The following is a 13,589-nucleotide window of genomic DNA, read 5'->3' as shown; positions in this document are numbered from 1 at the left end:
TTTTTCTGGTTCTAAAAGCAAAAAAGAAGCGACAATTGAGTCGCTTCTAACTTTAGTAGAGTAGAAATTAGTGACTGTGGCAGAAGTCAAGTACCATACGGCCTTGGATAGTGCCGGCAGCCATTTCATCAAAGACGGCTTCTGCATCTTCTACAGGGCGTTTTTGAACAACTGGAACAACCAGGCCTATAGCACCGAAGTGGAAGGCTTCTTCTAGGTCTTTACGAGTACCAACTAGAGAGCCGACAACCTTGATACCATCTAGTACTGTCTTGACAATGCTGAGATCCATGTATTCAGATGGGAGCCCGACTGCAACCACATAACCGCCTGCACGAACGCTGTCAATAGCCTGATTGAAGGCAACCTTAGAAACAGCCGTTACGACAGTTGAGTGAGCACCGCCGCCAGTTACTTCCTTGATATATCCAGGCACGTCTTCCACTTCAAGACCATTGATGATGACATCTGCACCGACTTCTTTGGCTAATTCCAATTTGTCATTATTGATGTCTACAGCGATAACGTGGGCATTGAACACTTTCTTAGCGTATTGGACTGCAAGGTTGCCTAGTCCACCTGCACCGTAAATGACAATCCATTGACCTGGTTCTAGGTGTGCTTCCTTAATAGCTTTATAACAAGTAACGCCGGCACAAGTGATAGAACTTGCTTGAGCTGGATCAAGACCTTCTGGAACTTTTACCGCATAGTCAGCTGTTACGATACATTGCTCAGCCATACCACCGTCAACAGAGTAGCCTGCATTTTTTACTGTACGGCAGAGGGTTTCACGGCCAGTAGTACAGTATTCGCAAGTACCACAACCTTGGAAGAACCAAGCAACGCTGACACGGTCGCCGACCTTCAAGCTGGTCACATCAGGGGCGATTTCAGTAACGACACCAATCCCTTCATGCCCAAGAACACGGCCAGGGACCTTGCCAAAATCACCTTGAGCAACGTGTAGGTCAGTATGGCAGACACCACAATATTCAATCTGAACCAGAGCTTCGCCAGTTTCAAGTGGACGAAGTTCTTTTTCAACAACGACAACACCAGTAGATTCTGGATTAACGACAACTGCTTTCATGGCAGACCTCCTATTTATTGCAGCACATTTTTTGGATGTGTTAATATAGATATTTTCTTGTTAATAATATCACATAAAACAAGAAAATGCAAGTAAATCAGATGAGAGAGGCGTGTATCTGTTTTTGAAAACAATCAGATAATTACTGAAATTTTTTCATAAAAAACCATTTACTTGTAAGCGTTTTCCTGTTAAAATAGAAACCAAGGGGGTTAGTTGTTAGATTTTTATGTCTTAGGTTTATTTTTGAAGCTGTTAACAGATACATTTCAGAAAGTTTTCTGAAATGCACTCCAGATAAACAAAAAGAAAGCGTTTTCAAAAATAAAACAGAAAAAATGTGAAAAAAATAACAAATTCTCTTTACAAATAAAATAAAAAGTTGTAGAATAAGATTGTGAAAAAATTAACAAAATGTTAATAAGAAAATTTGGAGGAACACAATGGCTGATAAAAAAGTTGTATCACCAGAAGAAAAATTAGCAGAAGCTCGCAAGCACGTTGATGAGCTTGTTCAAAAAGGTTTGGTTGCTCTTGATGAGTTCCGCAAACTTGGTCAAGAAGAGGTAGACTACATTGTAGCTAAGGCTTCGGTAGCTGCTCTTGACAAACACGGTGAATTGGCAATGCACGCTTTTGAAGAAACCAAACGTGGTGTATTCGAAGACAAGGCAACTAAAAACTTGTTTGCCTGCGAGCACGTTGTTAACAATATGCGCCATACAAAAACAGTTGGTGTCATCGAAGAAGATGATGTAACCGGCTTGACCTTGATTGCTGAGCCAGTTGGTGTTATCTGTGGTATCACGCCAACGACTAACCCAACGTCAACTGCCATCTTCAAAGCCTTGATTGCTTTGAAAACACGTAACCCTATCGTCTTTGCCTTCCATCCATCTGCTCAAGAGTCTTCAGCTCACGCAGCGCGTGTTGTCTATGAAGCAGCTGTGGCAGCTGGTGCTCCAGAAAACTGTATCCAGTGGGTAACAAAACCATCTATGGAAGCAACTTCTGAATTGATGAAGCACGACGGTATTGCGACAATTCTTGCAACGGGTGGTAACGCCATGGTGCGTGCAGCTTACTCTTGTGGTAAACCAGCTCTTGGTGTAGGTGCCGGTAACGTTCCTGCCTATGTTGAAAAATCTGCAAACATCCGTCAAGCTGCTCATGATATCGTCATGTCTAAGTCATTTGATAATGGTATGGTCTGCGCGTCAGAGCAAGCAGTAATCATTGATAAGGAAGTGTATGACGAGTTTGTAGCTGAATTCAAATCTTACAAAACTTACTTTGTTAATAAGAAAGAAAAAGCCCTTCTCGAAGAGTACTGCTTCGGTGTAAAAGCCAATTGCAAGAACTGTGCAGAAGGCAAATTGAATGCGGACATCGTAGGTCGTCCAGCTGCATGGATTGCTGAACAAGCTGGTTTCTCAGTTCCAGAAGGGACTAACATCTTGGCAGCTGAAGTTGCTGAAATCGGTGAAAAAGAACCATTGACTCGTGAGAAATTGTCACCAGTTATTGCGGTCTTGAAAGTTGAAGGCCGTGAAGAAGGTCTGGAAGCAGCTCGTCAAATGGTTGAATTCCATGGTCTAGGTCACTCAGCAGCTATCCATACAGAAGATGCGGAATTGGCCAAAGAATTTGGTACAATCGTACGTGCGATTCGTGTTATCTGGAACTCTCCATCTACTTTCGGTGGTATCGGTGATGTTTACAATGCCTTCTTGCCATCATTGACACTTGGTTGTGGTTCTTATGGACGTAACTCAATCAGTGATAACGTAAGTGCGATGAACTTGCTCAACATCAAGAAAGTAGGAAGACGTAGAAATAATATGCAATGGTTTAAAGTTCCTTCTAAAACATACTTCGAACGTGATTCTATCCAATACCTCCAAAAATGTCGTGACGTTGAACGTGTGATGATCGTTACGGACCATGCCATGGTAGAACTTGGTTTCTTAGATCGTATTATTGAACAATTGGATCTTCGTCGTAATAAAGTGGTTTACCAAATCTTCTCAGACGTTGAACCAGATCCAGACATCACAACAGTTTACAAGGGTACAGAATTGATGCGTACCTTCAAACCAGATACAATCATCGCTCTCGGTGGTGGTTCACCAATGGATGCTGCCAAAGTTATGTGGCTCTTCTATGAGCAACCAACAGTTGACTTCAAAGACCTTGTTCAAAAATTCATGGATATCCGTAAACGTGCCTTCAAGTTCCCAGAACTTGGTAAGAAATCTAAGTTTATCGCGATTCCAACAACATCTGGTACAGGTTCAGAAGTCACTCCATTTGCTGTAATCTCTGATAAGGCAAACAACCGCAAGTACCCAATTGCTGACTACTCATTGACACCAACTGTGGCAATCGTTGACCCAGCGCTTGTTTTGACAGTACCTGCCCATGTTACTGCTGATACTGGTATGGACGTATTGACCCACGCAACAGAAGCATACGTATCAACAGTAGCCAACGACTTCACAGACGGTCTTGCGCTTCAAGCCATTAAACTTGTCTTTGAAAACCTTGAAAGCTCAGTGAAGAATGCTGACTTCCACTCACGTGAGAAAATGCATAATGCTTCAACTATTGCAGGTATGGCCTTTGCCAACGCCTTCTTGGGTATTTCACACTCAATGGCCCACAAGATTGGTGGACGTTTCCACACAGTTCACGGTCGTACAAATGCTATCTTGCTTCCATACGTTATCCGCTACAACGGTACTCGTCCAGCTAAGACAGCTACATGGCCTAAGTACAACTACTACAAAGCAGATGAGAAATACCAAGACATCGCGAAAATGCTAGGACTTCCAGCTTCAACACCAGAGGAAGGTGTCGCTTCATACGCACAAGCTGTTTATGACCTCGGTGAGCGTATCGGTATCCAAATGAACTTGAAAGCGCAAGGTGTGGACGAGAAAGAACTCAAAGAACACTCTCGTGAATTGGCTCTTCTTGCCTACGAAGACCAATGTACACCTGCTAACCCACGTCTTGCAATGGTTGACCATATGCAAGAAATCATTGAGGATGCGTATTATGGCTACAAAGAACGTCCAGGTCGTTTGAAATAATCCTATTCCGTCGTCTTTCGTCGTTAGATTTCCTCGGTGAACTTTAGTTCTACCTTCGTCAATCTGCCTAGAAAGACTTAGGACTAGAAATAGTTCGGTAACAAGTTTAGGCTTGTATAGAAAAGTCGTGCCTAGGTCAGTTGGCCAGCATATGATTTACAGGTAAATTGCCTCCAAACTTTCAATTATACCAGACTACCATTTAGGTGGCTGGTATTTTTATTTGAATGGACGGACTTGAACGCAATACAGAGTAATATCGTATGGAAACTACTGATAAAGTCTTTATTTTCCATCATATCTTCCCAATTTTCTGTCAATTTATGGTAGAATAGAAAAAATAGATTTTTTATGAGGGATACCATGACACTAGTTTATCAATCAACACGCGATGCTAAGAATACTGTATCTGCTAGTCAGGCCATTTTGCAGGGCTTGGCGACCGACGGTGGCTTGTTTACACCGATTTCCATTCCAGCTGTAGATTTGGATTTTTCTGTTCTTAAAGATGCTTCTTATCAAGAAGTTGCCAAATTGATTTTGTCAGCTTTCTTGGATGATTTCACGGCAGACGAGCTGGACTACTGTATCAACAATGCCTACGACAGCAAGTTTGACACGCCAGTTATTGCCCCAGTAGTTAAGCTAAAAGGTCAGTACAACTTGGAACTCTTCCGTGGCTCGACCATTGCCTTTAAGGATATGGCTCTGTCCATCCTGCCTTACTTGATGACGACTGCGGCTAAAAAGCATGGTTTGGAAAATGAGATTGTCATCTTGACCGCGACTTCAGGCGATACAGGCAAGGCGGCTATGGCTGGTTTTGCGGACGTTCCTGGCACGCAAATCATCGTCTTCTATCCACGTGACGGTGTGTCTAAGGTTCAGGAATTGCAGATGACCACGCAGACAGGGGCTAATACGCATGTGGTGGCTATTGACGGTAACTTCGACGACGCTCAGACCAATGTCAAACATATGTTCAACGATGAGGTTCTTCGTGCCAAGTTGGCGGCTAAGAAACTTCAGTTTTCATCTGCTAACTCCATGAACATCGGCCGCTTGGTGCCACAGATTGTTTACTATGTCTATGCCTACGCTCAGCTGGTCAAAGCTGGAGAGATTGCGGCGGGCGACAAGGTCAACTTCACCGTTCCAACAGGAAATTTTGGAAACATCTTGGCGGCTTACTACGCTAAGCAGATTGGTCTGCCAGTTGGCAAGCTCATCTGTGCGTCCAACGATAACAATGTCCTAACCGACTTCTTCTCGACAGGCGTTTACGACAAGAACCGTACCTTCCAAGTGACCACCAGTCCGTCCATGGACATCTTGGTGTCTTCTAACTTGGAACGCTTGATTTTCCATCTCTTTGGCAATGACGCTGCAAAAACAGCGGAGCTGATGGAAGCCTTGAACACAGCTGGTCAGTATGACATTCAAGGGGCTGACGCGGATATCCTCTCTCTCTTTGCTGCCGCCTTTGCGACAGAAGAAGAAACCGCTGCGGAAATCAAGCGTGTCTATGACGAGTCAGACTACATTGAAGATCCACATACGGCTGTTGCCTCAGCTGTCTATAAACAGTATGTGGAGCAAACAGGAGATCAGACTCCTACAGTGATTGCGTCAACTGCTAGTCCGTACAAGTTCCCAGTGGTTGCGGTTGAGGCTGTGACAGGCCAGTCAGGCTTGTCTGACTTTGAAGCCCTAGCTAAACTGCATGAAATTTCAGGTGTAGCCCTGCCACCAGCTGTGGATGGCTTGGAAACCGCACCTGTCCGCCACACTGCCGTTGTTGCAGCTGCCGATATGCAGGCTGAAGTAGAGCGCTATTTGGGCGTTTAATCTATAAATGATTGCTAACAAACTGTTCAGCTGAGCAGTTTGTTTTCTTTGCAATGTTTAAATTAAAATTTACAGACAATTCAAAGAATGATATACTATATGGGAATATGTTTGAGAGAGGTGAACTATGGCACAAGAACAGGAGAAAATTTCCAGAGAAAAGAAAAAAGCCCTCTTGAAGCGGCTGAAAGAGCGGATTAAACCCAAGATGAAGCTGGTCTATTTGGCAGCCTTTCTATCCTGGGTGCAATTTTTGATGCGGTTTTTTTCCTTCTACCTGATTGCTAAGGGCTTTGTTACCTACTATGAAGGTGGTCAGGTTGATGTGGTACAGTTTGTCCTCATCTTGCTAGGTCTCAATGCCTTTGGTTATGGTGTGGCTTTGATTGCCAAACGCTTACAAGGAATAGGATCTCAGTTTGCAAGAGATTCGCTCAAGCAGTCTTTCTTTGAGGCACTCTTGGCTAAGGATGGTCAATTTGAATCCAAAGCAACGGCGGCGGATGTCTTTAACGTCGCTTCACAAGGGATTGATAGCCTGGATACTTACTATTCTTACTACATGGCTTCTTCCTTGCGGACCCAGTTTAACTGTGCGACTGTGCTCTTACTGGTCTTGCTGATTTTCCCGCTTGGCGCAGTCATTTTCATCTTGGCTCTGCCTCTGATTCCCATTTCCATCATAGCCATGCAGAAGCGGTCCAAGCGGATCATGAATCGCTACTGGGGCTCCTACATGGATGTGGGCAATCTTTTCTTGGACGACCTCAAGGGGCTTAACACCCTCTATTCCTATCAGGCGGATGCCACCTATGAGAAGACCTTCAAAGAGCAGGCTGAGGACTTCCGCGATGCGACCATGGAGTTGCTCAGCTTTCAGCTGCAAGCGGTGGGCTACATGGATGCGGTCATGTATCTGGGGATTGGCTTGTCTGGTTTTGTGGCGGTCAATAGCCTAGCGGCAGGCAATCTCTCCCTCTTTAGTATGCTCTTCTTTGTCCTCATTGCGACGGAGTTTTTTGCACCCATACGGGAGCAGGGCTACGGTATGCACTTGGTCATGATGAATACTAAGATGGCGGATCGCATCTTTGGTTTCTTGGACAGCATGACAGCGGAGCAGGAAATCGATTCTGTCCATGTGCCTGCATTTGACAGTCTAAAACTAGAAGATTTGGCCTTTGCCTACGGAGAAAAGCCAGTCTTAAAAGATATTTCCATGACCATGACCGCTGGGAAGCTCTATGCCTTGGCGGGCGAGTCTGGTCAGGGGAAAACGACCTTGGCCCAGCTGCTCTTGGGACGCTTGCGGGCGGATAAGGGAGCTATTTACTTGGGTGAGCAGGAGATTTCAGGTGTTAGTCAGTTATCTCTGAATGAGCAGGTCCTCTATGTATCGGGTCAGTCAACCCTACTCAACCAGTCTATCTATGATAACTTGCGGATGGCGGTTGATTGGTCCAAGGAGGATATCTTGGCTTGGGCAGATCAGCATGGGGTCTTGCAATTTGTCAAGAATCTGCCAGATGGTTTGGATACGATTGTTGGTGATGATGGTGCTTTCTTGTCGCCTGGTCAACGCCAGCAGGTCATCTGTGCCCGTGCGGTCTTAGCAAAACGCTCCCTTTATATCTTTGACGAGGTGACGTCCAGCGTCGATCAGGACAATGAAGGTTTGATTTATGACCTCATTAACTTGGTGGCCAAGGATGCGATTGTCATCATCATTACCCATAAGATGAAACAGGTGGAGCAGGCAGATGATATTCTCTTCTTGTCTGAGGAGGGAGCTGTGACAGGCAATCATGCCACGCTTTATCAGACTAGCTTGGCTTATGGTCAGCTGGTTGATCAACAAAGAGAATTGGAGGAAGCCGTTTATGGATAAGAAAGAAATGCCAACAAGTGTGCTGATTCCGAGACTCTTGCAGTCCATGAAGCACCTCTTGCCACGGATTGCGGTGGCAGTCTGCTTTGCGGTCTCGGGACAGGTGGTGACCATTGCTATTCCAGTCATCTTGGTGTATCTGGCTTTTGATGCCCTTACTGGCAATCCTGCTCCGCTATGGACCTTGGGAATCCTCATTCTCTTAGCTCTTTTACGTGGTGCCTTCCGCTATGGTGAGCATTACTTTGGTCACTATGTGGCCTTTCATACCCTGGCAGCCTATCGTCGTTTGATTTTCGCAAAATTGCGGGCCTTGGCTCCTGGGAAATTGGATCGGCAGGACAGTGGTAGCCTGCTTAAGATGATTGGGGAGGATATCGAGGCCTTGGAGGTTTTCTTTGCCCATACCATTGCACCTATTTGTACAGGGATTCTGTTGGCACTTGGTTTGACAGTCTATTTTGGTCTATCTAGTTGGGGGTTAGCTCTTCTAGCTTTTGTGACCTATGCCCTGTTGGCGATTGCCATTCCAAATCAGTTTGCCAAGCAGCTGCAGCCCTTGCTCAAGGAACAAAATGCCAGTCGCAAGGGTTATGTGTCCTATTTTATTGAAAGCCTCAAGAGTATGAAGGACCTGATGCAGTTCCAGCAGACAGATGCTCGTTTTGCCAATCTGACGCAGAAAAGTCAAGTGGTCAATGGTCAGGAGCGTAAGGTCGCTCAAACTAACTTCATGCAGTATGCTGTTTCTTTTTTGGTGGTTGGTTTGTCGATCATGGGCTTTGCCTGGCTGACCTTTGACTTGGTGGGCAGTCAAAACATGGGCTTAGCGACAGGAGTAGCCCTGCTAGTTTCCTTTACCAGCTCCTTTGCTCCCTTCTTGGAGCTCAGCCGTCTGCCGCTTGGTTTCAAGCGGGCTATGAATGCTGGTCGCAATATCTATGCCCTTTTGGATGAAAAAGAAGCAGAGCGAACAGGTGACTTGGTCGAGGTCAGCGTGAAAGATATTGTTATTGAGCAACTGGACTTTGACTATGATGACCGAGAAACAGGGCTTTACCGTAACCTGTCTGTTCAGTTTGAACAGGGTGGTATTATTGGCTTAGTCGGTGAGTCCGGTGCAGGAAAATCCACCTTGATGAAATTGATCATGCGGTGGTATGATTGGCAGCAAGGCCAAATCCGCCTGTCTGGCTTGGATAGTTGGCAGGTTGATAAGGCGCATTTGCAAGGCTCTTTTGCCTATGTACCACAGGTGCCGCAAATCTTCCGCCAGACCATTCGGGAAAATCTTGTCTTGGGTCGTACGGATGTGTCGGATGAAACCATCATGGACTTGGCAGAAAAATGCCACATGAAAGAACGGATTCTAGCAGCACCGCAGGGCTTGGATACGCTTGTGGAGGCCAGTGATTTTTCAGCAGGAGAGGGGCAACGCTTGGAACTTATGCGGGCCTTGCTCAAAAACGCGGACTGCTATATCTTTGATGAGCCAACTAGTAACCTAGATTCGCTCAATGAAGCCCGCTTTATCCAACTGGTTAAGGAACATTGTCAGGGCATGGTCTTCTTGATTTCTCATAGAAGCTCGACCATGGCCTGTGCGGATACCATTTTCCGTTTGGAAGCCGGGCAATTAGTAAAGGAAAAATAAATGAAGAAATTACAAGTAAAAGATCTGATGGTAACAGGGGCTTTTGCTGCCCTCTACTTTGTTTGTGTTGGTCTAGGAACCTTATTGAGCTTGGCTTTTGATCGGTCGGGTAATATGATGTATGCACCAGCTGGAGCAGCTCTTTTAGCTGGTCCAGTCTATATGCTCTTGATTGCCAAGGTTGGGAAGCCGGGTTCTATTAGTCTAGTCGGTGCGGTCATGGCCTGCTTCTTCTTTCTATCTGGCTATATGACAGCTGCCTTTCTGCCAAGCTTGACCTTTGGCTTACTAGCTGAACTGATCGCAAAAGCTGGTCACTATAAACAAAAATGGGTCAATCTTCTTAGTTATATTGTATTCTCCTTTGGAAATTTAGGACCGATTCTGCTCATGTGGTTCATGCGAGATGCCTATGAAGCTAGTCTATTGGCCCGTGGTAAATCAGCAGAGTATGTGGCCCGTGTCATGCTGGACTTTACACCTGCCAATGTCCTCTGGTTATCCTTTACCATTATCCTGGCAGCTAGTCTGAGCGGCCTCTTTGGACAATATATGGTCAAACGCTACTTTGACCGTTCAGGTTTGGTCGGATGAAACTTGATGCACGCAGTAAGATTCTCTTGGTCGTCTTCACCAGTTTTACCTATGGGATGCGGCTGAGCGGACTGGAAAATGCAGTCTTGGTCTCTGGACTGAGCCTGCTTTTCTGGTTTTCTGGCAAGCCTAGGATGACGGTTGTCGGACTTCTTGGCTACGGATTCTTTTTAGGGCTATCTTATTGGTCAATCTTTCCAGCTTGGTTGACATACTTGTTTGTTGTGATAGGATATATTTGGCCACCGCTTCTGGCAGGGCATTTGCTTCTTATGACCACCAGCAGCTATGACCTTATTCATGGCCTGCGGAAATGGCGGTTGCCTGAAACCTTCCTTTTGACCTTGGGCGTCATGTTTCGCTTTTTACCAGCCATTAAGTCGGACGCCAGACATATCCAGGTTTCCTTGAAGGTCAGAGGAATATTTCTCAGCAGATGGGCTATGTTTGTCCAACCGCTACGCTATCTGGAATACTTTTTAGTCCCCCTTATGCTTTCTCTCTTGGCAACCGCCCAGGATTTGACGGTGGCAACTTTGACCAAGGGGATTGCCATTAGCGGTCGTCCCAGTGAATTTGTCAAGTCGCGTTGGACTTGGTTAGATTGGAGTCTCTGCCTATGTTGTCTAATTTTTCTTCTATGGACACGGCTATCACGATAAAACATCTCCAAGTGACTTATGCAGGTGGGGATAAGACAGCTTTGCAGATTGCGGACTTGACCATTCCAGCTGGGCAGTGCGTGGTCCTTTGCGGTCCCAGCGGTTCTGGTAAGTCTAGCCTGCTCAAGTTACTCAATGGTCTGATTCCAGAATATTATCCTGCCCAGGTTCAAGGACAGGTACAGATTGGGGAGCAGGACATCAGACAAGCCTGCGTGGAGGACCTGTCCTATCAAGTTGCCTCTGTCTTTCAAAATCCAGCCACCCAGTTTTTCCATACCCAAGTCCTGCATGAGCTGGTCTTTCCCTGTGAAAATCAGGGGCTTTCTACGGAAGAGATTGCAGCTCGTTTGCAGGAGGTCAATAGTCTCTTTCAACTGGAAGATTTCTATGACAAGCCAATTTTTCAGCTGTCAGGTGGTCAGAAGCAGTTGATTGCTCTAGCAACGGCGACCATGCAGGGCAGTCCCATCTTACTCTTGGACGAGCCAACGGCCAATCTGGACCAGGAGGCTGTCCACAAGGTCCGAGAAGCCCTGCATAAACTGAAAAAAGAAGGCAAGACCATTATCATCGCCGAGCACCTCTTGGCCTATCTGAGCGATTTGGCAGACCGCTACCTCTACTTCCAGGAGGGGCAGCTGATGGCGGATTATCCAGCCAGCGACTTTCTCCATCGGACAGAGGAGTGCCGTCAGGACATGGGCTTGCGGTGCTACGATGCGGCGCCTTATCGGGAGGCAATAGCAGAGCAGGCCAGTCAGTTTGTGTCTGACCAGGAAGGTTTGTCTGTTTCTAACTTATCTGTCAGCCCAGCTGGTAAATTTCTCTATCAGGTAGAGCAGCTCTGTCTGGCACCAGGTCAGGTAGTGGGTCTAGTTGGCCCAAACGGCTCTGGCAAAACCAGTCTGGCCAACTATCTGGTGGGACTGGCAAAAGATAAGAAGGCCAACATTTCTTGGCAGGGGAAAGAACTAACAGCCCGCAAGCGTTTGGAAAAAACAGCCTTTGTCATGCAGGATGTTCACCTGCAACTCTTTGCGGAAAAAGTCCGCAGAGAATTGACTCTTGGGCAGAAAGACAAGCTGCTTGATGAAGAGCTAATCAGCCGTTTTCGCTTGGAGGATTTGCTGGACAGACACCCAGTCAGCTTGTCAGGCGGTGAGCAGCAACGTGTGATGATAGTAGCCAGCTTATTGGCGGATAAGGATATCCTCATCTTTGACGAGCCTTCTAGCGGATTGGATCTGGCTCAGATGAAGGAACTAGCTAGGGTACTGGCCTTGTTAAAAAAAGAAAAGAAACTGGTCCTTCTTATCTCGCATGATGAGGAGCTCTTGGCGACGGTCTGTGATAAGATCATCGATAGTAAACAATTGAAAAAGGGATTATGAACAAGCATACAAAAGAATTACTAAGGATTGCTTTGCCTGCTATGGCTGAAAATATTCTCCAAATGTTGATGGGGATGGTAGATTCTTACTTAGTGGCTAGTATCGGTCTTGTAGCACTTTCTGGAGTGTCTCTGGCCAATAATATCTTGGCAGTTTATCAGGCTATATTTATTGCGCTTGCGGCAGCTATTTCTTCACGGATGGCTCAGATGTTGGGACAGGGGAATACTGAGAAGGTGGGCTACCTTGCTAGTGAAAGTCTAAAAGTGAGCCTATTTGTCAGCTTGGTTTTAGGGGCAGTTGCAGTTTTGGCAGGTCCGTTCTTGCTGTCAAGCTTGGGAGCTGAAGCTGCTGTTGCTAAGGTAGGTGGTCTTTATCTCATCTTGGTTGGTGGCGGCATTCTCTTTCTCAGTTTGATGATGAGTTTTGGGGCCATGTTAAGGGCTATAGGACAACCTCGTTTTCCTATGTACATCAGTCTCCTGTCCAATATGTTGAATGTTCTTTTTTCAGCCTTTGCTGTTTTTGTGCTCCATGCTGGCGTGGCAGGAGTTGCTCTCGGAACTGTTTTGTCGCGATTGATAGGTTGTTTATTGCTTTGGGCAAAACTAGCAATTCCATTTGAAAGATGGACCTGGTCTTGGGATTTAGAACTCATTCGTCTTGCCCTACCAACAACCGGAGAACGTTTGATGATGCGAGCTGGGGATGTGGTGGTTGTTGCTTTGATTACTGGTTTAGGTACAGCGGTTGTGGCTGGTAATGCCATCGGTGAAACACTCACTCAGTTTAACTATATGCCGGCCATGGGAATCGCAACGGCAACTATTATCTTGACAGCCAAGCATAGACAGGAGCAGGCGGAGGTTGAGGATATATTTAAAAGAAGTTTTTTCCTCTCTCTCTTATTTATGTTACTGGTAGCTGCTACAACCTATTTATCTGGTCCACATTTGATCAGTTTGTATTCAAAAGAACCACAGGTTGTTCAGGCCAGCCAGACAGTTTTGCTCTATTCCATGTTGGGAGTTCCCTTTACAGCTGGCACTCTTATTATGACAGCTCTTTGGCAAGGTTTGGGGAATGCCAAGCTACCATTTTATGCGACCAGTCTAGGTATGTGGATAGTCCGAATAGGACTTGCCTATCTACTTGTCAGGGTCTTTCATCTAGGTTTACAGGCCATTTGGATAGCAACCATAGTAGACAATGCCTTTCGTGCAGGAATTTTGTATGTTCAATATAAGAGAGTAGGAAAAGTTAAAACTGATTAAGGAATATCTAAGAAAACTTTCAGTTTGGCTTAAGTTTGTGGATGTATACTATCATCAAGCTAGAAATAGCAAACAACTTTCTTTTTC

The 13,589-nt window shown here is 45.7% G+C and carries 9 protein-coding genes; 8 read left to right on the top strand and 1 reads right to left on the bottom strand.

Annotated elements, in window-relative coordinates; genetic code table 11:
• Positions 1-67: 67 nt before the first annotated feature.
• On the bottom strand, positions 68-1,093 hold the full coding sequence (gene adhP, locus RFK25_RS01175) for an alcohol dehydrogenase AdhP (RefSeq protein ID WP_332410821.1): 1,026 nt from the start codon (positions 1,091-1,093) through the stop codon (positions 68-70).
• Positions 1,094-1,536: 443 nt separating this feature from the next.
• Between adhP and adhE the strand changes: the two genes are divergently transcribed.
• From adhE to RFK25_RS01135, 8 genes are all read left to right on the top strand, one after another.
• Positions 1,537-4,188, top strand: a complete 2,652-nt coding sequence (gene adhE, locus RFK25_RS01170) for a bifunctional acetaldehyde-CoA/alcohol dehydrogenase (protein ID WP_332410819.1) — start codon at positions 1,537-1,539, stop codon at positions 4,186-4,188.
• A gap of 363 nt (positions 4,189-4,551) precedes the next feature.
• Positions 4,552-6,036, top strand: a complete 1,485-nt coding sequence (thrC, locus tag RFK25_RS01165) for a threonine synthase (RefSeq protein ID WP_332410817.1) — start codon at positions 4,552-4,554, stop codon at positions 6,034-6,036.
• A 127-nt stretch (positions 6,037-6,163) separates the two neighbouring features.
• Positions 6,164-7,924, top strand: coding sequence for an ABC transporter ATP-binding protein/permease (locus RFK25_RS01160; RefSeq protein WP_332410814.1), 1,761 nt, complete (start codon positions 6,164-6,166; stop codon positions 7,922-7,924).
• On the top strand, positions 7,917-9,578 hold the full coding sequence (locus RFK25_RS01155) for an amino acid ABC transporter ATP-binding/permease protein (protein ID WP_332410811.1): 1,662 nt from the start codon (positions 7,917-7,919) through the stop codon (positions 9,576-9,578). Before RFK25_RS01160 ends, RFK25_RS01155 begins: the two co-directional genes overlap by 8 nt.
• Positions 9,579-10,172, top strand: a complete 594-nt coding sequence (locus RFK25_RS01150; protein WP_332410809.1) for an MptD family putative ECF transporter S component — start codon at positions 9,579-9,581, stop codon at positions 10,170-10,172.
• The gene (locus RFK25_RS01145) at positions 10,169-10,834 is read left to right on the top strand and encodes an energy-coupling factor transporter transmembrane component T family protein (protein WP_332410807.1); all 666 of its coding nucleotides are present in this window, start codon (positions 10,169-10,171) and stop codon (positions 10,832-10,834) included. The genes RFK25_RS01150 and RFK25_RS01145 overlap by 4 nt, the downstream gene beginning before the upstream one ends.
• Positions 10,792-12,228 carry an ABC transporter ATP-binding protein gene (locus tag RFK25_RS01140; protein ID WP_332410806.1) on the top strand — a complete coding sequence of 479 codons (1,437 nt, stop codon included), beginning with the start codon at positions 10,792-10,794 and terminating at the stop codon, positions 12,226-12,228. Before RFK25_RS01145 ends, RFK25_RS01140 begins: the two co-directional genes overlap by 43 nt.
• Positions 12,225-13,502 carry an MATE family efflux transporter gene (locus RFK25_RS01135; protein WP_332410804.1) on the top strand — a complete coding sequence of 426 codons (1,278 nt, stop codon included), beginning with the start codon at positions 12,225-12,227 and terminating at the stop codon, positions 13,500-13,502. The genes RFK25_RS01140 and RFK25_RS01135 overlap by 4 nt, the downstream gene beginning before the upstream one ends.
• The last annotated feature ends 87 nt before the right edge of the window (positions 13,503-13,589 follow it).

The sequence above is a fragment of the Streptococcus sp. SS-4456 genome (genome assembly GCF_036680365.1).
Taxonomy (GTDB): Bacteria; Bacillota; Bacilli; order Lactobacillales; family Streptococcaceae; genus Streptococcus.
The sequence above is the reverse complement of the archived record's forward strand: the minus strand, read 5'-3'. Positions and strand labels throughout refer to the sequence as shown.